Genomic DNA, 18676 nt, shown 5'->3' on the forward strand with positions numbered 1-18676 from the left:
CGCGCCGAAAGGTCCGGCTCGCACGCCTCCGCCATGAACGGCAAGAGCACGTTCAAGGTCGGGAGGCCACATGAAGTACCTGTTTATGCTTGCCACAGCGCTCACGATGGCGCCTGTTGCCCAAGCGGAAGAGATGGCGCCCGCTGATGGTGGGCGCTCCGATATCGTCGTGACCGCCACGCGTGAGCCAACGCCGCTGACCCAGGTGGGCCAGTCGGTGAGCGTCGTCACCCGCGACGAGATCGAGCGCGTTCAGGCGATTTCGGCCACGGACGTCCTCTCCCGCCTTCCGGGCAGTTCGGTGGTGCAGTCCGGCGGCTTTGGCCAGCCGTCGAGCGTCTTCATACGCGGTGCCGAGAACGCGCAGTCGCTCGTGCTCATCGATGGCGTGCGCATCAACGATCCGGGCGACGTGGGGGGCGGGTTCGATTTCGGAGCCTTACCGATCGCGCAGTTCGATCGTGTCGAGGTGGTGCGCGGCGCATCCGGCGTGCTGTGGGGGAGCCGCGCGGTGGGAGGGGTCATCAACCTTATCACGGCCGAGCCGACGGAGGAATGGAGCGCGCGTGGGCAGGCCGAGTACGGCTGGCGCGATCGCAGGCAGGCGAACGTGTCGGCCTCCGGGCTTGTCGGCCCCGTCGGGGTGGTTCTCGGTGCCAACTGGATGAAGGGCGACGGCTTCTCCGCGTTCAACGAGCGGCGCGGCGGGACGGAGAAGGACGGCTTCGAGAGCCGGAACGCCAATGCGCGCCTCTCGCTGGAACTGGCTCCCGGGCTTTCGGCGGATGCGGGCGGGTTCTACACCAAGGCGAATTACGATTACGACGCGTCCGGCGCCGACGCGCTGCACGTCGGCCTGAAGCGGGATACCCTGGGCTACGCGAACCTGCGTTATGCCGATGCCGCCGGTCGCCTCAGCGCGCGCTTCGGCTACGGCCTCAACGACACCCGCCGGGTTTCGGACGATGCGGTCTTCGGCCCGTACGAGACCAACGGCCGGACCGAGCGGCTGGAAGCGCAGGCCAGCTTCACGCCGTTGGAGATGGCCAGCCTCCTCGTCGGCGGGGAAACCGAAAAGCAGACGTTTGACGACAACTACGGCGCGGGCGATTCCACCCGTATCAACAGCATCTTCGGCAACCTGACTCTGCGTCCGCTTTCCGGCCTGACGCTGAATGGCGGGCTGCGTTACGACGACAGTTCCGATTTCGGGGACCGCACCACCTTCGCCGCCAACGGCGCCTGGGTGCTGGGCGAGGGCGAGGAAGCAGCGGTCCTGCGTGCGAGCTACGGCGAAGCCTTCAAGGCGCCGTCGCTGTACCAGCTCTACACAAACGCCGGCTTCCGCAATCTTGATCCCGAGACCTCGACCAGCTGGGACGTGGGGCTGGAGCAGCCCTTCGCGCAAGGAACGGGCCGCTTCACGCTGACCTATTTCGACCGCAGGACGCGCAATCTGATCGACTACGACCTGGCGAACTGGAATTACTACAACGTCGGTCGGGCCCGCGCGAAGGGGCTTGAACTGGGAATGCAGGTGACGGATTGGGAGGGCTTCGACGTCAACCTCGCCTATACCTACCTGGATGCCACCAACGCGATCACCGGGACACAGCTGGCTCGTCGCCCGCAGAACAACGTCTACGCCAGCATCGACAAGACCTGGGAAATGGGGCTGAAGCTGGGCGCGGACCTGCGCGTCGGCGGTGGGCGCTATGATGACACGGCGAACACGCTCTATGTGACGGGGCATGCCGTGGTCGGTATTCGCGCGGCTTATCCGCTGACGGATATGGTGGAGGTCTACGGGCGGATCGAGAATCTTCTCGATGAACACTATGAAGTGGTTCGCAACTACGGCACTCCGGGACGGTCCGCTTACGCCGGCATCCGGGTGACGATCTGATGCAGCGGGCGGCTCTTTCGTCCCACGGGCGCTGGAGCCGCCGCCTGTCGCTGCTGGCGGCATGCGCGGTGCTGGCGGGGTGTCAGCCCAGGGCCGCCGGACCTGACGGGACGCCGCCCTCGCATCCGCGCATCGTCTCGCTCAATCCTTGCACGGACGCCGTGCTGGCGGACGTGGCGGCGCCGGGGCAACTGCTTGCCGTCTCGCACTACAGCCACGATCCCGCGTCGACTTCGATGGGTGTGGCACGGGCTGCCACCTTCGGAAAAGTGTCCGATGCGGTCGAGGACATCCTGGCCCTTCGCCCGGACGTGGTCGTCGCCAGCAGCTTCCTTGCGCCTGCCACCGCGCAGGCGCTGCGGGACATGGGGATAGCCGTGCATCTGGAACCGCTCCCCACCGACCTCGCCGCCGCGCGCGAGCAGGTCCGAAGGCTGGCGAGCCTCGCCGGCAACCCGGCAGGGGGGAAAGCGCTCGTCACCCGGATCGACGCGGCCCTTGCAGCGGCCGCTCCCCCTGCGGGATCGCGGCCCGTCCGCGCGCTGCTGTGGCAGTCGGGCGGGATCGTCGCGGGAGACACCACGCTTATCGCCGACCTGATGCGCCACGCGGGGCTTGCCAACGCAGCGGCGGCCCGCGGGCTCTCCCAGGCCGACTATCTGCCGCTCGAGCGTGTGATCGCGGATCCGCCGGAACTGGTGCTGACCGCCGAGACGGAAGGCGGGGAGGAAAACCGCCTGCTCGATCATCCCGCACTGGCGCGGGTGAAAGGGCTCGTACGCGTGCCGATCGATCCGGGGCTGGCCTGGTGCGGCGGGCCTACGATACCGCGGGCTTTGGCGCGGTTCGCCGAAATACGCCGGGCTATGAAACAAGAATCGCCGCGAGCGGAGGGTCGGCCATGAACCGGCGTCTGATCCTCGCCCTTTCCCTCGCGCTCGCTTTCGCGGTTCCGATTTCGCTGCTGGCAGGGCGGGTCTGGATTGACCCTTTCTCCCCAGTGACGGGCAATGCAGCGCTCATCCTCATGGAGCTGCGGCTGCCGCGCGCGGTGCTGGCGCTGGTCGTCGGCGCGGGGCTGGGCATCTCGGGTGCCGCGATGCAGGGATACCTGCGCAATCCGCTTGCCGACCCTGGCCTCTTCGGCATAGCGCCGGGCGCCGCTCTCGGCGCGGTTCTGAGCTTCTGGACGGGCTATGCCGCGTCGGTCTGGCTCCTGCCGGTGTTCGCGCTTGCGGGCGCAGCCGGGGCCATGGCACTGCTGGCGCTCGTCGCGGGGCGGCAGGCGGGGGTCGCGCTTTTCGCAATGGCCGGGCTGATGATCTCCAGCCTGGCGGGCGCGCTGACCAGTCTTGCCATCAGCCTCTCGCCCACGCCCTTCGCCATGAGCGAGATCGTCACCTGGCTGATGGGGGCGTTGACAGATCGGTCCTGGCGCGAGGTCCTGATCGCCGCGCCGCTGACCGCCGCCGGGATGGCGCTCCTGCTGACCGCCGGGCGCGGGCTTGACGCGCTAACGCTGGGCGAGGCGGCTGCCCGCTCGCTGGGCGTGGAGCCGCGCAGGCAGCAGGCGCTGATGATCGCCGGCGTCGGGCTGACGGTCGGCGCGGGCGTGGCGGTGGCGGGGATCATCGGTTTTGTCGGCCTTATTGTGCCGCATCTCGTACGGCCGCTGACGGATCGCAGGCCGTCCTCGGTCCTGGTGCCGAGCGCGCTGGCAGGCGCGCTGCTGCTGCTCGTGGCTGACGCCGGGTGCCGCATCCTCCCGCTGGCGGGAGGAGAACTGCGGCTCGGCATAGCGCTCAGCCTGTTGGGAGCGCCGTTCTTCCTCGGGCTGCTGCTGCGCATGCGCCGGGGGCTCGCATGAGCGCGGACCTGCGGGCAACCGATCTCAGCCTCGGCACCCGGCTCAAGGGCGTGACAGTGGCGTTGCGGTCCGGAGAGGTCACGGCGATCTGCGGACCGAACGGGGCGGGCAAGTCGACGTTGCTGTCCTGCCTGGCGGGGCTGACCGTGTCCGATGCCGGAGCCGTCACGCTGGAGGGTGAGGCGCTGTCCGCGCTCCCGGCGCGCAGGCGCGCACAGGCGATCGGCTACCTGCCGCAGGGGCCCGAGGTTGCCTGGGATGTCACCGTGGACGTGCTCGTGGCGTTGGGGCGTCTGCCTTGGCAGGACGCGTCCTCGCCGCAGGGGCAGGCCGCAGTGGAAGCGGCGATCGCGACGATGGACCTTCAGCCGCTGCGGACGAGGCCCGTCTCGCGCCTCTCGGGGGGCGAGCGGGCAAGGGCGCTCATGGCCCGGGTGCTCGCCACGCAGCCCCGCTGGCTGCTGGCGGACGAACCGCTCGCCAGTCTCGATGTTGGCCAAGCGCTGGCCCTGATGAAGCGGCTGAGGGAGCAGGCGGACGCCGGGCGCGGGGTGGTCCTGGTCCTGCACGACCTGGCGACGGCGATGAACCACGCCGACCGCGTGATCGTGCTGAAAGACGGACGGCTCGCCACGGATGGCGAGCCGGACCAGTCACTTGCCGCCGACATCATCGGCGCAGTCTGGGGATGCGAGGCGCGATGGCTGGGCGAGCCCGGAACCCGGGCGCTCTCGGTAAGTTAGCGGTCAGGAGGGAACGAAGCGTCCTTTTGACCAGACCCGCATCGGATTTTCGCGGTGGTCGGTCTGGCGCTGGTGCTCTTCGCGCTGGCGGTCGAGGATCAACGATCCGGTTCCGCGTGCAAAGCGGCTGCGACGGAAGGGGATTTCGGCTCCGATGGTCATTGTCACTCTCCTCTGGAGAGGCAACGACGCACGGCCCCCCGGGGTTCCCTAGCGCGTGCCCACGCCCCGCTCGAACTGCGCCTGCAGATTGGCGAGCGTGCGGGGCGCTATCGGAGGGAGAGCACGTGCCGGCTTTCCCTTGCGCAGCGCGGCGCGGTCCTTTTCATCCGGCTCGACCACGCGCACCCGCACAGCCGCCTTGCCGCGATGTCGCACGCCGAGCAGTTCCGCCGCGCCGCGCGAAAGGTCGATGATGCGGGCGCTCTCTCCGAAAGGCCCACGATCGTTCACACGCACGACGATGCGCCGGCCGGTGTCGAGTGCGGTGACTTCCACGTAGGTGGGAAGAGGAAGGGTTTTGTGCGCGCCCGTAATCCACGAGGGACGAAAGCGCTCGCCATTGGCCACCTGGTTGCCGCTCTCGGAGCCGTACCATGTGGCATAGCCCAGCATGTCGTAAGCGGGCTGGGCGGCAGGCGTGTACGTGGTGCCGCGCACTTTATAGGGCGGGCCGATCCGCACCGGCACGTCGCTCACCGGGCGGTAGCGCGTTCCGCCGCCGCAGGCGGCGAGGAGGGCAGCGAGTGCGAGGACGAGGGCGCTTCGGAATGGACCGGGCATGGCTGCCAGCCTAGCGCCCGGGCGAGGCGGTTCCAACGCGCCTTTGGCCACTTTCCACAAGGGTGCGCGGAACCCGCATCGCGTGCAGCCGGTTCTGCCCTACCGGACCTGCAAGTACGGAGCCACGATGCCCACTATCCTCGAGACCATGACGGTTGCCGCGCGCGATCGGGCGCGCATGGCGGAAGTCAGCACCATCATCGGGCGCTTCGGTCTGGATTCGCTTCTCGCGCGGCTGGGGCTTGGCGGCGAGGCGCGCGAGGATGCCGATCTCCCCACCCGCACCCGCCGGGCCCTTGAAGCGCTGGGGCCGACATACGTGAAGCTCGGCCAGATCCTTGCCACCCGGCGCGATCTGCTGACGGATGAGTGGATCACTGCCTTCGAGCACCTGCAGAGCAACGCGCCCCGTCTGCCGTTCGACCAGCTGCGACCGGTCGTGGAAGCCGCGCTGGGCGAGCCGCCGGAAGCGGCCTTCGCTCGCTTCGACGTCGAACCCTTGGCTGCGGCCTCCATCGCGCAGGTCCACCGGGCAATCCTGCACGACGGCACGGAGGTTGTAGTGAAGATCCGCCGCCCCGGTATTCGCAAGGCGATGGAAGCGGACCTTCGGCTGCTGCGCCATCTCGCGGTGCTCGTGGAGGAACGCAGCGCAATGGCGCGGCGTATGATGCCGTCTGCCATGATCGAGCAGTTGGGACGCGAGATCCTCGACGAACTGAACTTCACGAATGAAGGCCGCAACGCCGACATGCTGCGCGCCGACCTTGCCACCATGCCGGAAGCGGTGGTGCCGCGCATTCATTGGCAGCACACCAGCGACGCGGTTCTGGTGATGGATTACATCGTCGGCGTACCCCCACGCGATCCGGTCGCGTTGCGCGACAGGGGCATCGATCCTTCGGTCATCGCCGATATCGGTGCGCGCATGGTGCTGGAAATGGTACTGGTCAACGGGCGCTTCCATGCCGATCCTCACCCCGGCAACATGCTGTGCCTGCCGCCCGGCCAGCGTGGGACGGGAGAATCCGCCGGGGCAGGCGCGGGCGAACGGCTGGCGCTGCTGGACCTCGGTTCGGTCGGGTTCGTCAGCCCGCGTCGCCAGCATGAGTTCCTCACTTTCATCCTCTCGCTGCGCAACAACGACCCTGCTGGCGTGGCGGACATGCTGGCGCTCTGGTCCCAGGCCGGGGAAGTCCCGCGCGAGCGGTTGCTGACGGCGTCGGAGCGCCTCGTCGCGCGGCACGGCAGCGGCGCTCTGGTGCTGAACGCGATGGTGGCGGATTTCTTCCCGTTGCTGCGCAAGGAAGGCCTGATCCTCCCGCCCGATCTCGTGCTCATCTTCAAGGCCATGGTGACGATGGACGGCGTCCTGTCCGCCATCGCGCCTGACTTCGACCTCTCCAAGGCGCTGACGGCGCTGCGTGGCCGGCTCGTCTCCGCACGGCTGACACGGCTGGCCGAGCCGGAGCGCCTGGAGGCGCTGTTCCTCGAAGTGTCGCGGCTGTCAGCCGATGCACCGCGGCTCATGCGGGCCGCCACCGCGCGGCTGGAACAGCGTGATCCGCCGACACAGAGCGAAGGGACGGCGCGTGCCATCCGTCATGCGGGGACGTTCGTAGGGGCTGCCATCGTGCTGCACGCGGTCGCGTCGCTGCTCGTGGCTTTGATGTAGAGAGCTTGCCGGCGGCGGGCCGCGCTTAACGGGCGCAGCGGTTGTAGTTACCGGCGTTGCAGGCGGCGACGTCCTTGCGCCAGGCGCGCATGTCGCGCTCGTACTGGCGGCGCTGCGCCGCATAGTCCGCCTGGCCCTCCTCGTACGCGCGCCTGTCCCGTGCGTAGCGGCTGCCGCTATCCCGGGCCGCCTCGTGATCGCGCCACGCTTGCGCATAGCCGGCATCGCGACGGCGCACGTAATCCAGTTGCTCCCGGTTGAGGCGGCGGATCGTGGCGGCGTCCTTGGCGATCGCTTCCGGGGTCATCGCCGCATCGCGGGGATCATCCGCGAACAGCGGCGCCGGAATACTCATGCACGTGACAAGGGCCAGAGCCAGAACCGAACGCGCAACCCGCATGAACCGCCACCCTCATCAACCTGACGAGTTGCGTTTGCCTCTTTGGGGTGGCGGTTGCAAAGCGGATGCGACGAGCGGTTCATCGCAGAAGCAGGCGGGCCTCGCGATTCGAGGCCCGGAGCCGGGCGACGGGCCTCAGCGGGTGGTGCCGGGTACGGCGGGTTCGGGGGGGCACTTTACCGCATCGCCGTCCCAGCAGGCCTTGGTGCGCACCTCCCACTGGTCGCGGCTGGCGCGGTAGGCTCCGACTGCCTCATCGTGCGCGTGCAGCGTGTTCGCGTAAGCCTGTGTGTCGCGGCGGATCTTCATCTCGTTAAGGGCAAGCGCGGCTTCGTGCTGCGCCTCGCTTGCGGAATTTGCTGCGACCTGCCGCTGTGCCGCTTCGGCCTGCTGCGCGTTCAGGATACGCCGTTTCTCTTCGGGGTTGCCCGGTTCGGGCCGGCTTGATGCGGGTGCGTCTACCGTCTGAGCGGTTGTTCGCGCGGTCGGCTCCTGCGCCGTGGCGGGCACGGTCAGGGCGAGGGCTGCAAGAGTGGCAGCGAGGCTGGGGATCGGGCGCATGGCTTTCTCCTGTGTCGTTGGCCAAGGGTTCGTAGCGGGACGAACGCCCGGGAGCCGGCCGGTATCCGCTGGGCAACCGCTTCACCCTCTCAGCCGTTGCTGACGAACGACGAGGCGCCGCGTGCCCCCCGCAATACCGCCGCCGCCAAATTTCCATTTCCCCGCCGTCCCTTGCCTTGACCTGCGTAGATCCCATCTAAGCGAAAACCCGCGAAGCGCCCTTGATGGCCGCGAACAAATCTGGAACACAGCCTTCCCATGAGTCTCTCCCACATCACGGTGCGCGGTGCGCGCGAGCATAACCTCAAGGGCTTCGACATCGCGCTCCCGCGTGAGAAGCTGATCGTCATCACCGGGCTTTCGGGTTCGGGCAAGTCCAGCCTCGCCTTCGACACGATCTACGCCGAAGGGCAGCGCCGCTACGTGGAATCCTTGAGCGCCTATGCGCGCCAGTTCCTCGAGATGATGCAGAAGCCCGATGTCGAGCATATCGACGGCCTCTCGCCCGCGATCTCGATCGAGCAGAAGACGACGAGCCGCAACCCGCGCTCCACCGTCGCCACCGTGACCGAGATCTGGGATTACATGCGCCTGCTCTGGGCGCGCGTGGGCGTGCCCTATTCCCCGGCCACAGGCCTCCCGATCGAGGCGCAGACGGTGTCGAACATGGTCGACCGGGTGATGGCCCTGCCGGAAGGCACGCGCCTCTACCTGCTCGCCCCCGTGGTGCGCGGCCGCAAGGGGGAATATCGCAAGGAACTGGCCGAGTGGCAGAAGGCGGGCTACACCCGCGTGCGCATCGACGGCGAGTTCTACGCGATCGAGGATGCCCCCGCGCTCGACAAGAAGTTCAAGCACGACATCGAGGTCGTGGTGGATCGCATCGCGGTGAAAGACGGTATCCAGACCCGCCTGGCCGACAGCTTCGAGCAGGCGCTCAAGCTGGCGGACGGCTTGGCCTACGTCGACCTGGCCGATGGCATCGTGCCGGGCCGGGAAGAAGGCGGGGAGGGCACCAACCTCAAGGGCGCGGGCCTGCCCGCCAACCGCATCGTCTTCTCCGAGAAGTTCGCCTGCCCTGTCAGCGGCTTCACCATCGAAGAGATCGAGCCGCGCCTGTTCTCGTTCAACGCGCCGCAAGGCGCCTGTCCGGCCTGCGACGGCCTTGGCGAGAAGCTGCTGTTCGATCCCCAGTTGGTCGTTCCCAACGAGCATCTGACGCTCAAGCAGGGGGCGGTCGTCCCCTGGGCCAAGTCCAACCCGCCCAGCCCCTACTATATGCAGGTGCTCTCCAGCCTTGCCGCACACTTCGGCTTCGCGCTGACGACGCCGTGGGACGAACTGCCCGGCGAGGTCAAGCTGGTGATCCTCTACGGCACCGGCGGCAAGGCGGTGCCGCTCACCTTCAAGGACGGGCGCAAGGAATACACCGTCAACAAGCCGTTCGAAGGCGTAATCGGCAATCTCAACCGCCGCATGATCCAGACCGACAGCGCCTTCATGCGCGAGGAACTGGCCAAGTACCAGACCGCGCAGCCGTGCGAGACCTGCCACGGCAAGCGCCTCAAGCCGGAGGCGCTTTCGGTCAAGGTGGCGGGCAGCGACATCGCGGACGCCGCGCGCCTCTCCGTGGCGGACGCCTTCGCGTGGTTCGGCGGGCTGGAAGACAGGCTCACCAACCAGCAGCGACAGATCGCGCACGCCATCCTCAAGGAGATCAACGAACGGCTGGGCTTTCTCAACAACGTCGGCCTGGACTACCTCAACCTCGACCGGACCAGCGGCACCCTCTCCGGCGGTGAGAGCCAGCGCATCCGCCTCGCCAGCCAGATCGGCTCCGGCCTCTCGGGCGTGCTCTACGTGCTCGACGAGCCAAGCATCGGCCTTCACCAGCGCGACAACGACATGCTGCTCGAAACCCTCAAGCGGCTGCGCGACCTCGGCAACACGGTCATCGTGGTGGAGCATGACGAGGATGCGATCCGCACCGCCGACTACCTCGTAGATCTCGGCCCCGGCGCGGGCGTCCACGGCGGCGAGGTCGTTGCCGAAGGCACGCTCAAGCAGGTGCTCAAGAGCAAGAACAGCCTTACCGCACAGTACCTCAACGGTACTCGCCGGATCGAGGTGCCCACCGAACGCCGCAAGGGCAACGGCCACTTCGTTTGCGTAGAGAACGCGCGCGCCAACAACCTGACCGGCGTGACCGCGAAGTTCCCGCTCGGCACCTTCTGCTGCGTGACGGGGGTTTCGGGCTCTGGCAAGTCCTCGCTCACCATCGACACGCTGCAGGCGGGCGCCTCGCGGCAGCTGAACGGCGCACGGGTGATCGCCGGCGCACACGACCGGATCACCGGGCTGGAAAAGTGCGACAAGGTCATCGAGATCGACCAGTCGCCCATCGGCCGGACGCCGCGCTCCAACCCGGCCACGTACACCGGCGCCTTCACCCAGATCCGCGACTGGTTCGCCGGCCTGCCGGAATCCCAGGCGCGCGGGTACAAGCCCGGCCGCTTCAGCTTCAACGTCAAGGGCGGCCGCTGCGAAGCGTGCCAGGGCGACGGCCTCATCAAGATCGAGATGCATTTCCTTCCCGACGTCTACGTGACCTGCGAGGAATGCCACGGCAAACGCTACAACCGCGAAACGCTGGAAGTGAAGTTCAAGGGCATGTCCATCGCCGACGTGCTCGACATGACGATCGAGGACGCCGAAGAGTTCTTCAAGGCCGTCCCCCCGATCCGCGATCGTATGCACATGCTGAACGAGGTGGGCCTCGGCTACGTCAAGGTCGGCCAGCAGGCGACGACCCTCTCGGGCGGCGAGGCGCAGCGCGTCAAACTCGCGAAGGAACTCGCTCGCCGCTCCACCGGTCAGACGCTCTACATCCTCGACGAACCCACCACCGGCCTCCACTTCGAAGACGTGCGCAAGCTCCTCGAAGTGCTCCACCGCCTGGTCGACCAGGGCAACTCGGTGGTCGTGATCGAACACAACCTCGACGTCATCAAGACCGCCGACTGGATCATCGACATGGGCCCCGAAGGCGGCGTCCGCGGCGGCGAGATCGTCGCCGAAGGCACGCCGGAGGATGTGGTGAAGGAACCGCGCAGCTTCACGGGTCAATACCTGAAGCCGCTGTTGGGAAGCTGGGCGAAATGAACGGGGAGGGGGACGCCAACTCCGGCTACCGGCCCGAGTTCGTCGCCGCCCTCCAGCTTTTCGCGCGCGTCAGCGAGGCCATGCACGTACGCGGCCTGCAAAGGCCCATCCTCGTCGGCGGCGCTGCGGCGGAATTCTGGTCGCATAGCGCCGTCACCACGGGCGACTTCGACATCTGCACGACCCGCCAGCCAGAACTCGAAGAGGAAATGCAGCAAGTCGGCTTCGTCCGCCCGAGCGGCGCAGGCGCCATGCTCAAGGGCTGGGTCCACCCCGGCCTGCGCCTCGGCTTCGAGATTGTCGCCGAAGTGCCGATGGACGGCAACATCGAACCCGCGCGCCTTCGTCTGATTCGCCCCGTCGGCGAGTCTGCCCTGTTCCGCGTGATCTGTGTGGAAGACCTCATCGCCGACCGTATGGGCCAGTACGCTTCCCGCAGCGCACCGGACCGCATTGATCAGGCCCGCATGCTGTTATCCCTTCACCCGGACGCAGACCTGGATTATCTTGAACGCCGCACCCGGGAAGAAAGCATGGGCGATTATGGCGTCGAAGACATCACCGGCTGAATCCGCAGAAACCGTCATCGACATGGCTGAGCTCGGCACGCGCCTCGCCGCGCGCCGCAAGATCGCGGACATCCCCCACCTCCCGCGCAACGCGGGGAAGGACCGTACGCCCTCGAAGCAGGCCCTGCTGGACGAGATCGCGAAACTCGGTGCAAAGTGGTAATCTATTCCTGTTCTTCGCGGGAAGACGGAGGAAGTTGAAATCCAGGGTGTCCGGCCAGCTTAACGGAAGAGGCAGGACGAAAGTAGAAAGGCGAGGGCCATTGCCCTCGCGCTCCCGGATCCATCTACACCCGTGCTAAAGCTCGCAATGGAGTGCTTTCGTGACGCGGAAGATTTGCGTCAAAGTGTACCCTGACGTGATTCTGCGCCCCGCGAGCCGTTAAGCTCCCAATTACTTTCCTACAGCCCCCGAGATGCGATAACTGAACCGTTCACCTCGACGCAGCCGTTCGGGCTGCGTCGTGGCCATTCGTGGCATTCCTCTTGCGCGAGGTGGACGATGACAGACTTTTCTTCAGACTTCGGGGCTGACGGTGAGGCCGGGAAGGCGCCTGCGGCCCCCCGCTTCGGCCGCGGCTGGATTCCCGAAGCTCGCGACATCGGCATCCCGGGCGATCCGGCGAGTGCGGACACCGCCTCAAGCACTACGGAAAAGCCCTGGGAGCGCGAGGGCGATGGCCCTCGCATTTCCTCTTCCTTTTCGAAATCCGGTGATCCCCACGTCCCTCACACCGCCTGGGACGCCTCCCGCAAGGTGCGGTTCCTGCACCACCTGTCCGAAAAGGGGGATGTCAGCGCGGCTTGCGCGCGAGTGGGGATGAGCCGGACGTCGGCTTATCTCCTGCGCCGGCGGGATGCGGCGTTTGCGGCGGGGTGGGAGGCGGCTCTGGTGCTGGCCCGGCGCCATGTCGAGGAAGTGCTGGCGACGCGCGCTCTGGATGGTGTGGAGGAGGCGGTGTGGTTCCGGGGCGAGTTGGTCGGCAGCCGCCGGCGCTACGACACGCGGCTTCTTCTTGCGCATCTTGCACGGCTGGACCGCGTGGCCGAGGAGACGGCGGATCACGCGGGCCGGTTCGACGAGGCGCTGGCGTTGGTGGCGGGGGAGCGGGCGGCTCTGGATGACGATGACGATGGAGCGGCTGGCGGCGAGCGGGCGGGTGCCATGCCGCTCGGGCGCTCGGCGTATGTGGCGGAGGGGGATCGCGCTTTCGTCGCGGCGAACGAGGCGTGGCTCGACGAGGTAGAGGCGATCGACGGCGCTTTCGAGGCGGAGCATGGCTTCGAGCCGGCGAGCGAGGATCATGATCGCCGTCCGGACGTGCCGGAGCCGGTCTACCCGCCTCAGCCCAGCCGTTCCGTTCATCGTTCGGCGCGGGCGACGCGGTGGGATGGCTGGCAGGCCCGCGCCGTGAGCCGGGTCGATGCGGAACTTGCGGGGGAGATCGAGTACAAGTCGCTCGAGGGGTTGCCTCAGGACCGTGTAAACCGTGTAAACTTGTCCGTTGGTCGACAGCGCGGCACGGACCGGCAAAATGAGGCGGGGGCCGGGAACGCTCCCGCCGTCTCGCTGTTATTCGATGTGAAGGCCGGCGCGGCGCTTCCCCCACCCCCTCCCAGCTGCGCCGGCCGACCCTTTCTCCCGAAAATCAGGATCTTGGACGAAGCCTCACGGGGGGTGTGACGGTACGCTGGCGCGCTGGCTCAGTCGGCCAGGACGGCGAGTTCCACGCGGCCACTGCCGGCGCGGGCGATGCCGATCTCCTCGGCCGCGGCGTCCGAAAGGTCGATCACGCGGTTGCCGTGGAAGGGGCCGCGATCGTTTATGGTGACGACGACGGACTCGCCGCTGCGTGGGTTGGTCACCTGGACCCGGGTGCCGAAGGGCAGCGTGCGGTGCGCGGCGGTGAGGGCATCCGGCGCGTAGCGTGCGCCGCTGGCGGTGCGGGCGCCCTTCAGATGGCGGCCATAATAGCTGGCGACGCCGCCTGCGATAGGCTCGAACTCAGGCTTTTTGGCAATTTGGGGAACTTCTGCAGCCACGATGGCGTTGACGCCAACGATAGGAACGACCGGGGCTTCTGCCTGGGCGGGTCCTGCAAACGGCAGGATCACGGCGGCGCACAGCGCCAGCATTCCGGTCGATCGTACTTGCAAAACCTACCCCGCTTCGTCGTTGACGGTGCGAGGAGTCCTAACGGTGCGGCCTTTCCAAGGCCACCCATGTGAAAGCGGCCCGTCGCGCTTTGGCAACGGGCCGCCTGATGTGTGCAGGATGTCGTTAAGGTTCAGCGGGAGTCGCGCTGCGCCAGCAGACGGAGTCGAAGTGCGTTGAGGCGGATGAAGCCGGCGGCGTCCTTCTGGTCGTAGGCGCCTGCGTCATCCTCGAACGTGACGTGGCGTTCGGAGTAGAGCGAATCCGCGCTCTTGCGGCCCACGACGGAAGCCAGGCCCTTGTAGAGCTTGAGGCGAACGGTGCCGTTGACGCGTGCCTGCGAGTGGTCGATCGCGGCCTGCAGCATCTCGCGTTCCGGTGCGAACCAGAAGCCGTTGTAGATGAGCTCGGCGTACTTCGGCATCAGCTCGTCCTTGAGGTGCGCGGCACCCCGGTCCAGCGTGATCTGTTCGATGCCGCGGTGAGCGCGGGCATAGATCTCGCCGCCCGGCGTCTCGTACATGCCGCGCGACTTCATGCCGACGAAGCGGTTCTCGACGAGGTCGAGGCGGCCGATGCCGTGCTTGCGGCCGAGTTCGTTGAGCTGGGTCAGCAGCGTGGCGGGGCTCATTGCGACGCCATTGAGCGCGACACCGTCGCCCTTTTCAAAGTCGATGGTGATGTATTCCGGCTCGTTCGGCGCGTCTTCCGGATTGACGGTACGCGAATAGACGTAGTCTGGCGTCTCGTCCCAGGGATTTTCGAGCACCTTGCCTTCGGACGAGGTGTGCAGCAAATTCGCGTCGGTGGAGAAGGGGCTTTCGCCGCGCTTGTCCTTCGGTACCGGGATCTGGTGTGCCTCGGCCCAGGCGATGAGCGCGGTGCGGCTGGTGAGATCCCATTCGCGCCAGGGGGCGATGACCTTGATGTTCGGGTCGAGCGCGTAAGCCGAAAGTTCGAAGCGGACCTGGTCGTTGCCCTTGCCGGTCGCGCCATGCGCCACGGCATCGGCGCCGGTTTCGTGCGCGATTTCGATCAGGCGCTTGGAGATGAGCGGGCGCGCGATGGAAGTGCCGAGAAGGTAGTCGCCTTCGTAGCGGGCGTTGGCGCGCATCATCGGGAACACGAAATCACGGACGAACTCCTCACGAAGGTCGTCGATGTAGATGTTCTCGTCCGGCAGCCCCATCAGCTTCGCTTTGGCGCGAGCGGGCTCGAGTTCCTCGCCCTGACCGAGGTCGGCGGTGAAGGTCACGACTTCACAGTTGTACGTGACCTGGAGCCACTTGAGGATGACGCTGGTGTCGAGGCCGCCGGAGTAGGCGAGGACGACCTTCTTGATGTCGGACATGGGCAGGGCTTTCGCGGAGAAAAGGGCGTTTGGATGAATTGCGCGCGCGCCTAACAGGTGCGCCCCGGCTTCGCAATGGTTCAGCCGCCAGGCAGCGCCTTCTCGCTCTCCACCATATACGTGCGGGTGATGGGCAGCGCGTGGCGGCTGCGCGCGTACTGTACCTGATAGTTGCACATGCCGCCGCTCTCGAAGGCCGCCGTCGCGCCGGAAAGATAGAAGATCCACATGCGGTAGAACCGCTCGTCGTAAAGCCGGACGATGGCTTCCTTGTTCGCGACGCAGCGCTTGTACCATTCGCGCAGTGTCTTTGCGTAGTGAAGGCGCAGGTTCTCGACGTCGGTGGCGATCAGGCGCACCTTCTCGCTCGCCGCGAGGGTTTCGCTCAGTGCGGGGATGTAGCCGCCGGGGAAGATGTACTTGCGCGTGAACGCGTCCGTCGAGCCGGGCCTCCCCATCCGTCCGATCGTGTGGAGGAGCATGGCGCCTTCGTCGGCCATCAGTCTTGCACAGTCGCGGAAGAAGCGGTCGAACTGTGCCTGGCCGACATGCTCGAACATGCCGACCGAGACGATGCGGTCGAACTTCTCACCCCTGTCGGCGAGGTCGCGATAATCGACCAGTTCGAAGTCGACACGGTCTCCGACGCCGGCGTCTGCAGCGCGGCGGCGGGCGAGGGCGAGTTGCTCCTCGCTGAGGGTGATGCCTTTCACCGCAACGTTGAAGTTCTGAGCCAGATAGATCGCCATGCCGCCCCAGCCGCAGCCGATGTCGAGCACGGTGTTGCCCGGTTCGATCGCCAACTTCGCGGCGATGTGGGCGAGCTTGGCGGTCTGCGCCTCTTCCAGTGTCATGCCTTCGCGCGGCCAGTAGGCACAGGAATACTGCATGTGCTCGCTGTCGAGGAAAAGGCGGTAAAGATCATTACCCACATCGTAATGGTGAGCGATGTTGCGCTTGGCGCTGGCGGCGCGATTGATGCCGTCGATGAGAGTGATGACCTTGCCGATCGCGCTCTTCAGGCGAGAGCTTTCGTGGAGTTCGCCGCCACGATCCCAGCGGGCGTTGGCGCGAAGCAGGTAGACCAGCTCCATGATGTGCCCGCGCTCGACCAGCAGATGGCCGTCCATGAAGGCTTCGGCAGCCCCGAGCCGGGGATCACGCAGGATCCGCCGTTCAGTTGCCTTGCCCATCAAGCGGATGCGGACTTCGGGGTATCCTTCGACGGGGGTGCCGAAGCGGCGGATACTGCCGTCCGCGCGAACCAGTTCAAGCACGCCCTTTCGGACGCCGCGTTCAAGGAAGCGGTCTAGGATGCCGAGTGCCATGCGCGGGTTGTGCGGTGCGGAGCCTTCCTGCGCAAGGGGCAGTGTGCTGAAAAACACACAAACCGCGCACGACGTGCGTCATTGACGCGCCAGGAACAGCACGTCCCGCGTCTGAGTGAGGAGATGCTGGCCTGAATCCACGTACACGGTTTCCCCGCTCATCAGCCAACCACCCGCGAGAAACAGCGCTGCGCCGGCCACATCTTCGGGTGTGGCACGGCGGTTCAGCAGGTTCATGCGGTGGGATACATCCGCCTCGGCGTCGGTCTGGTCGTGACTGGCGAGGATGGCGCCGGGCGCGATGCCGTAGACGCGATCGCGATCATCAGTGCGCGCCATGGAGAGCATGGGAATGGTTGCGGCCAACGCATGCTTGCTCATGGTGTAGGAAAAAAAGTCCGGGTTCGGATTGAGGAGCTTTTGATCGGTGACATGGATCAGGCGACGTCCCGAGGCCGAGCGGGCGTGAGCGAGGTAAGCCTGGCCGAGCCGGGCGGGGGTGCCGGCGTTGACGCGCAGGGCCTTGTCAAAGGTGGCAGGATCGAGCCCTTGTGCGGTGTCGAGATCGAAGACGCCGGCGCAGTTGATCAGGACCCGCCAATCGTGGAACCTGCCCGCAAGCGCTTCCACCATGGCCGGACCTTCGTTCCAGTCGTGGAGGTCGCAGGAAACGGTCTCCGCGCTGGGCAGGCGAGCGGCCAACGCTTCAGCCTGGAGTCTGGATCGGCCATAGTGAATGACGACATGCCAGCCTGCGGCGCCGAAGGCTTGGGCTATCGCTGCACCGATTCGCTTGGCGCCGCCGGTTACCAGCATGGTGGGACGAGGGGCGGAACGCAGGCTCATGGCCTCGCTCGTTCCTTCGCCACGCGTGGCACAGGTTTACACGGTTTACACGGTCCAGGGGAGTTGGAGCCGGCCACCCTCAAGGACGAAGGAGTGACGCCAGAGCGGCTGAAGATCGTGGTAAAGCGCTGAAACATGGGGCCATTGGAGCACAGCGCCCCCAAGTAGGAAAGGCTTCATGCAGATCATCGTGCGGACGGCAGGAACCTGAAAAAAGCAGAAGGCGCGCCGTTGCATGAACGACGCGCCTTCCGGAAGAGTTTGGGGTGCGATCAGCGGCAGCGCGGACGCGAGTTGCTGCGGTCGATTTCACGGCCGAGGAGGGCGCCGCCCGCAGCGCCCAGGATGGTGCCGGTGGCGCGATCGCCGCGCGTGTCGATCGCCCGGCCTGCAAGAGCGCCTGCGACGCCACCGATCAGCAGGCCCGTCGTGCCGTTCGACTTTTTGCAGCGGTAACGGCCGTCATTGCCCCGCCAGTAGCGGATACCGTTGTCGGTGCGGCTATAGCGGCGGTCGCGTGCTTCAGCGGGGGCTGAGAAAGCGACGGTGGCGGGAACGGTGAGTGCCATCATGGTGGCGGCGAGAATGGCTTTACGCATATATCATGCCCTCAATTGCGTTTTGAATGTCCGGTAACGCCGCTTTTGGTTCATTGATCCACAACGGCAGATGAACGAAATCAGTCCCTTGCGAATGCCTGACGAACCGGGCGAAAGCAGCGACAAAACGATAAGTGTCGACAGGGGCAGGAAAACGAAGCGCGAGTGCCCATGGTCCGCCACGCGCGTGTCAGCGGCACTGCACGTCTCCCTTGTCGATCTCGCGGCCAACCACGCCGCCAAGGACACCGCCGAGGATCGTTCCAATCGCACGATCGCCGCTGCCAGCGATCTGGTTGCCGGCGAGAGCGCCGACACCGGCACCAATGAGCAGCCCGGTCGTGCCGTTGTCGCGCTTGCAATAGTAGCGCCCATCATTCCCGCGCCAGACACGCGAGTCGCGCGTGATGCGGCGAGGCTCACGGTACCGCCCACGGGAATCGTAGATGTCATTGCGGTCCCGCCCATCGTCCCGTCGCTCGTACCGATCGCGGTCTCGGCGGCCTTCGGCTCGCGCCCAGGAAGGGGGATCGGCGGAAACGGGCGCGGTGGGTAGTGCGGTGAGGGTTGCGGCGAAGGTGGCCATCGCCAGGAGGGACTTCTTCATGTCTTGAACTCCTGCGGAATTTCGGTGTGTGACCTTTGCGGCTGGACCGGCAGGCCGGATCGGGCGATGAACCGTCCCGTGGATCGGCGGCACAGGGACAAGGCCGTACCTTCCTCTAAAGCAC

Annotated in this window: 19 protein-coding genes; 9 read left to right on the plus strand and 10 right to left on the minus strand. The window is 66.6% G+C overall.

Features of this window, described 5'->3' with window-relative positions:
* The first annotated feature begins 70 nt into the window (after window positions 1–70).
* Genes QOL62_RS00860 through QOL62_RS00875 form a run of 4 tightly spaced genes read left to right on the plus strand, consistent with a single transcriptional unit; the run spans window position 71 to window position 4516 of the window.
* Complete coding sequence (locus QOL62_RS00860; protein WP_283404836.1) at window positions 71–1906, plus strand: TonB-dependent receptor domain-containing protein; 1836 nt, start codon at window positions 71–73, stop codon at window positions 1904–1906.
* Window positions 1906–2811 (plus strand): ABC transporter substrate-binding protein, encoded by a 906-nt coding sequence (locus QOL62_RS00865; RefSeq protein WP_283404837.1) that lies wholly within the window; start codon window positions 1906–1908, stop codon window positions 2809–2811. Before QOL62_RS00860 ends, QOL62_RS00865 begins: the two co-directional genes overlap by 1 nt.
* Window positions 2808–3773 carry a FecCD family ABC transporter permease gene (locus QOL62_RS00870; protein ID WP_283404838.1) on the plus strand — a complete coding sequence of 322 codons (966 nt, stop codon included), beginning with the start codon at window positions 2808–2810 and terminating at the stop codon, window positions 3771–3773. The genes QOL62_RS00865 and QOL62_RS00870 overlap by 4 nt, the downstream gene beginning before the upstream one ends.
* Complete coding sequence (locus tag QOL62_RS00875) at window positions 3770–4516, plus strand: ABC transporter ATP-binding protein (protein WP_103728343.1); 747 nt, start codon at window positions 3770–3772, stop codon at window positions 4514–4516. Before QOL62_RS00870 ends, QOL62_RS00875 begins: the two co-directional genes overlap by 4 nt.
* A gap of 3 nt (window positions 4517–4519) precedes the next feature.
* Here the strand turns inward: QOL62_RS00875 and QOL62_RS00880 are convergent, their stop codons facing one another.
* On the minus strand, window positions 4520–4678 hold the full coding sequence (locus tag QOL62_RS00880) for a hypothetical protein (RefSeq protein WP_199183771.1): 159 nt from the start codon (window positions 4676–4678) through the stop codon (window positions 4520–4522).
* 48 nt (window positions 4679–4726) lie between these two features.
* Window positions 4727–5299, minus strand: a complete 573-nt coding sequence (locus tag QOL62_RS00885; RefSeq protein WP_283404839.1) for a septal ring lytic transglycosylase RlpA family protein — start codon at window positions 5297–5299, stop codon at window positions 4727–4729.
* 127 nt (window positions 5300–5426) lie between these two features.
* Between QOL62_RS00885 and QOL62_RS00890 the strand changes: the two genes are divergently transcribed.
* The gene (locus QOL62_RS00890; RefSeq protein WP_283405107.1) at window positions 5427–6974 is read left to right on the plus strand and encodes an ABC1 kinase family protein; all 1548 of its coding nucleotides are present in this window, start codon (window positions 5427–5429) and stop codon (window positions 6972–6974) included.
* 25 nt (window positions 6975–6999) lie between these two features.
* Here QOL62_RS00890 and QOL62_RS00895 read toward each other — a convergent pair whose 3' ends face one another.
* Both QOL62_RS00895 and QOL62_RS00900 read right to left on the minus strand, forming a co-directional pair.
* The gene (locus QOL62_RS00895; protein ID WP_283404840.1) at window positions 7000–7329 is read right to left on the minus strand and encodes a hypothetical protein; all 330 of its coding nucleotides are present in this window, start codon (window positions 7327–7329) and stop codon (window positions 7000–7002) included.
* A gap of 180 nt (window positions 7330–7509) precedes the next feature.
* The gene (locus tag QOL62_RS00900; RefSeq protein WP_283404841.1) at window positions 7510–7935 is read right to left on the minus strand and encodes a hypothetical protein; all 426 of its coding nucleotides are present in this window, start codon (window positions 7933–7935) and stop codon (window positions 7510–7512) included.
* Between the two features lie 258 nt (window positions 7936–8193).
* Between QOL62_RS00900 and uvrA the strand changes: the two genes are divergently transcribed.
* The 4 genes from uvrA to QOL62_RS00920 all read left to right on the plus strand — a co-directional run bounded on the left by uvrA (window position 8194) and on the right by QOL62_RS00920 (window position 13350).
* Entirely contained in the window at window positions 8194–11097 is a 2904-nt protein-coding gene (gene uvrA / locus QOL62_RS00905) for an excinuclease ABC subunit UvrA (protein ID WP_103728346.1), read from the plus strand.
* Complete coding sequence (locus tag QOL62_RS00910; protein WP_283404842.1) at window positions 11094–11666, plus strand: hypothetical protein; 573 nt, start codon at window positions 11094–11096, stop codon at window positions 11664–11666. The genes uvrA and QOL62_RS00910 overlap by 4 nt, the downstream gene beginning before the upstream one ends.
* The gene (locus tag QOL62_RS00915) at window positions 11641–11829 is read left to right on the plus strand and encodes a hypothetical protein (RefSeq protein ID WP_283404843.1); all 189 of its coding nucleotides are present in this window, start codon (window positions 11641–11643) and stop codon (window positions 11827–11829) included. The genes QOL62_RS00910 and QOL62_RS00915 overlap by 26 nt, the downstream gene beginning before the upstream one ends.
* A 339-nt stretch (window positions 11830–12168) precedes the next feature.
* Entirely contained in the window at window positions 12169–13350 is a 1182-nt protein-coding gene (locus QOL62_RS00920) for a hypothetical protein (RefSeq protein WP_283404844.1), read from the plus strand.
* Window positions 13351–13370: 20 nt separating this feature from the next.
* On the opposite strand, the gene QOL62_RS00925 is transcribed toward QOL62_RS00920, so the two are convergent.
* The 6 genes from QOL62_RS00925 to QOL62_RS00950 form a co-directional block, all read right to left on the minus strand.
* On the minus strand, window positions 13371–13802 hold the full coding sequence (locus QOL62_RS00925; protein WP_103728350.1) for a septal ring lytic transglycosylase RlpA family protein: 432 nt from the start codon (window positions 13800–13802) through the stop codon (window positions 13371–13373).
* 152 nt (window positions 13803–13954) lie between these two features.
* The gene (locus tag QOL62_RS00930; RefSeq protein ID WP_103728351.1) at window positions 13955–15172 is read right to left on the minus strand and encodes an argininosuccinate synthase; all 1218 of its coding nucleotides are present in this window, start codon (window positions 15170–15172) and stop codon (window positions 13955–13957) included.
* Window positions 15173–15252: 80 nt separating this feature from the next.
* Window positions 15253–16500 carry a class I SAM-dependent methyltransferase gene (locus QOL62_RS00935; RefSeq protein WP_283404845.1) on the minus strand — a complete coding sequence of 416 codons (1248 nt, stop codon included), beginning with the start codon at window positions 16498–16500 and terminating at the stop codon, window positions 15253–15255.
* 78 nt (window positions 16501–16578) lie between these two features.
* Window positions 16579–17346 carry an SDR family oxidoreductase gene (locus QOL62_RS00940; RefSeq protein ID WP_283404846.1) on the minus strand — a complete coding sequence of 256 codons (768 nt, stop codon included), beginning with the start codon at window positions 17344–17346 and terminating at the stop codon, window positions 16579–16581.
* 272 nt (window positions 17347–17618) lie between these two features.
* The gene (locus QOL62_RS00945; RefSeq protein ID WP_103728352.1) at window positions 17619–17945 is read right to left on the minus strand and encodes a glycine zipper 2TM domain-containing protein; all 327 of its coding nucleotides are present in this window, start codon (window positions 17943–17945) and stop codon (window positions 17619–17621) included.
* A 190-nt stretch (window positions 17946–18135) separates the two neighbouring features.
* Window positions 18136–18552 carry a glycine zipper 2TM domain-containing protein gene (locus tag QOL62_RS00950; RefSeq protein ID WP_283404847.1) on the minus strand — a complete coding sequence of 139 codons (417 nt, stop codon included), beginning with the start codon at window positions 18550–18552 and terminating at the stop codon, window positions 18136–18138.
* Window positions 18553–18676: the final 124 nt, after the last annotated feature.

This window comes from Novosphingobium panipatense (genome assembly GCF_900182875.1).
GTDB lineage: Bacteria > Pseudomonadota > Alphaproteobacteria > Sphingomonadales > Sphingomonadaceae > Novosphingobium > Novosphingobium panipatense.

What these genes read in the sequence shown, in the direction of transcription:
- QOL62_RS00860 (WP_283404836.1), top strand. Translation starts at nt 71, where the DNA reads ATGAAGTACCTGTTTATGCTTGCCACAGCGCTCACGATGGCGCCTGTT.
- QOL62_RS00865 (WP_283404837.1), top strand. Translation starts at nt 1,906, where the DNA reads ATGCAGCGGGCGGCTCTTTCGTCCCACGGGCGCTGGAGCCGCCGCCTG.
- QOL62_RS00870 (WP_283404838.1), top strand. Translation starts at nt 2,808, where the DNA reads ATGAACCGGCGTCTGATCCTCGCCCTTTCCCTCGCGCTCGCTTTCGCG.
- QOL62_RS00875 (WP_103728343.1), top strand. Translation starts at nt 3,770, where the DNA reads ATGAGCGCGGACCTGCGGGCAACCGATCTCAGCCTCGGCACCCGGCTC.
- QOL62_RS00880 (WP_199183771.1), bottom strand. Translation starts at nt 4,678, where the DNA reads ATGACCATCGGAGCCGAAATCCCCTTCCGTCGCAGCCGCTTTGCACGC.
- QOL62_RS00885 (WP_283404839.1), bottom strand. Translation starts at nt 5,299, where the DNA reads ATGCCCGGTCCATTCCGAAGCGCCCTCGTCCTCGCACTCGCTGCCCTC.
- QOL62_RS00890 (WP_283405107.1), top strand. Translation starts at nt 5,427, where the DNA reads ATGCCCACTATCCTCGAGACCATGACGGTTGCCGCGCGCGATCGGGCG.
- QOL62_RS00895 (WP_283404840.1), bottom strand. Translation starts at nt 7,329, where the DNA reads ATGAGTATTCCGGCGCCGCTGTTCGCGGATGATCCCCGCGATGCGGCG.
- QOL62_RS00900 (WP_283404841.1), bottom strand. Translation starts at nt 7,935, where the DNA reads ATGCGCCCGATCCCCAGCCTCGCTGCCACTCTTGCAGCCCTCGCCCTG.
- uvrA (WP_103728346.1), top strand. Translation starts at nt 8,194, where the DNA reads ATGAGTCTCTCCCACATCACGGTGCGCGGTGCGCGCGAGCATAACCTC.
- QOL62_RS00910 (WP_283404842.1), top strand. Translation starts at nt 11,094, where the DNA reads ATGAACGGGGAGGGGGACGCCAACTCCGGCTACCGGCCCGAGTTCGTC.
- QOL62_RS00915 (WP_283404843.1), top strand. Translation starts at nt 11,641, where the DNA reads ATGGCGTCGAAGACATCACCGGCTGAATCCGCAGAAACCGTCATCGAC.
- QOL62_RS00920 (WP_283404844.1), top strand. Translation starts at nt 12,169, where the DNA reads ATGACAGACTTTTCTTCAGACTTCGGGGCTGACGGTGAGGCCGGGAAG.
- QOL62_RS00925 (WP_103728350.1), bottom strand. Translation starts at nt 13,802, where the DNA reads ATGCTGGCGCTGTGCGCCGCCGTGATCCTGCCGTTTGCAGGACCCGCC.
- QOL62_RS00930 (WP_103728351.1), bottom strand. Translation starts at nt 15,172, where the DNA reads ATGTCCGACATCAAGAAGGTCGTCCTCGCCTACTCCGGCGGCCTCGAC.
- QOL62_RS00935 (WP_283404845.1), bottom strand. Translation starts at nt 16,500, where the DNA reads ATGGCACTCGGCATCCTAGACCGCTTCCTTGAACGCGGCGTCCGAAAG.
- QOL62_RS00940 (WP_283404846.1), bottom strand. Translation starts at nt 17,346, where the DNA reads ATGAGCCTGCGTTCCGCCCCTCGTCCCACCATGCTGGTAACCGGCGGC.
- QOL62_RS00945 (WP_103728352.1), bottom strand. Translation starts at nt 17,945, where the DNA reads ATGCGTAAAGCCATTCTCGCCGCCACCATGATGGCACTCACCGTTCCC.
- QOL62_RS00950 (WP_283404847.1), bottom strand. Translation starts at nt 18,552, where the DNA reads ATGAAGAAGTCCCTCCTGGCGATGGCCACCTTCGCCGCAACCCTCACC.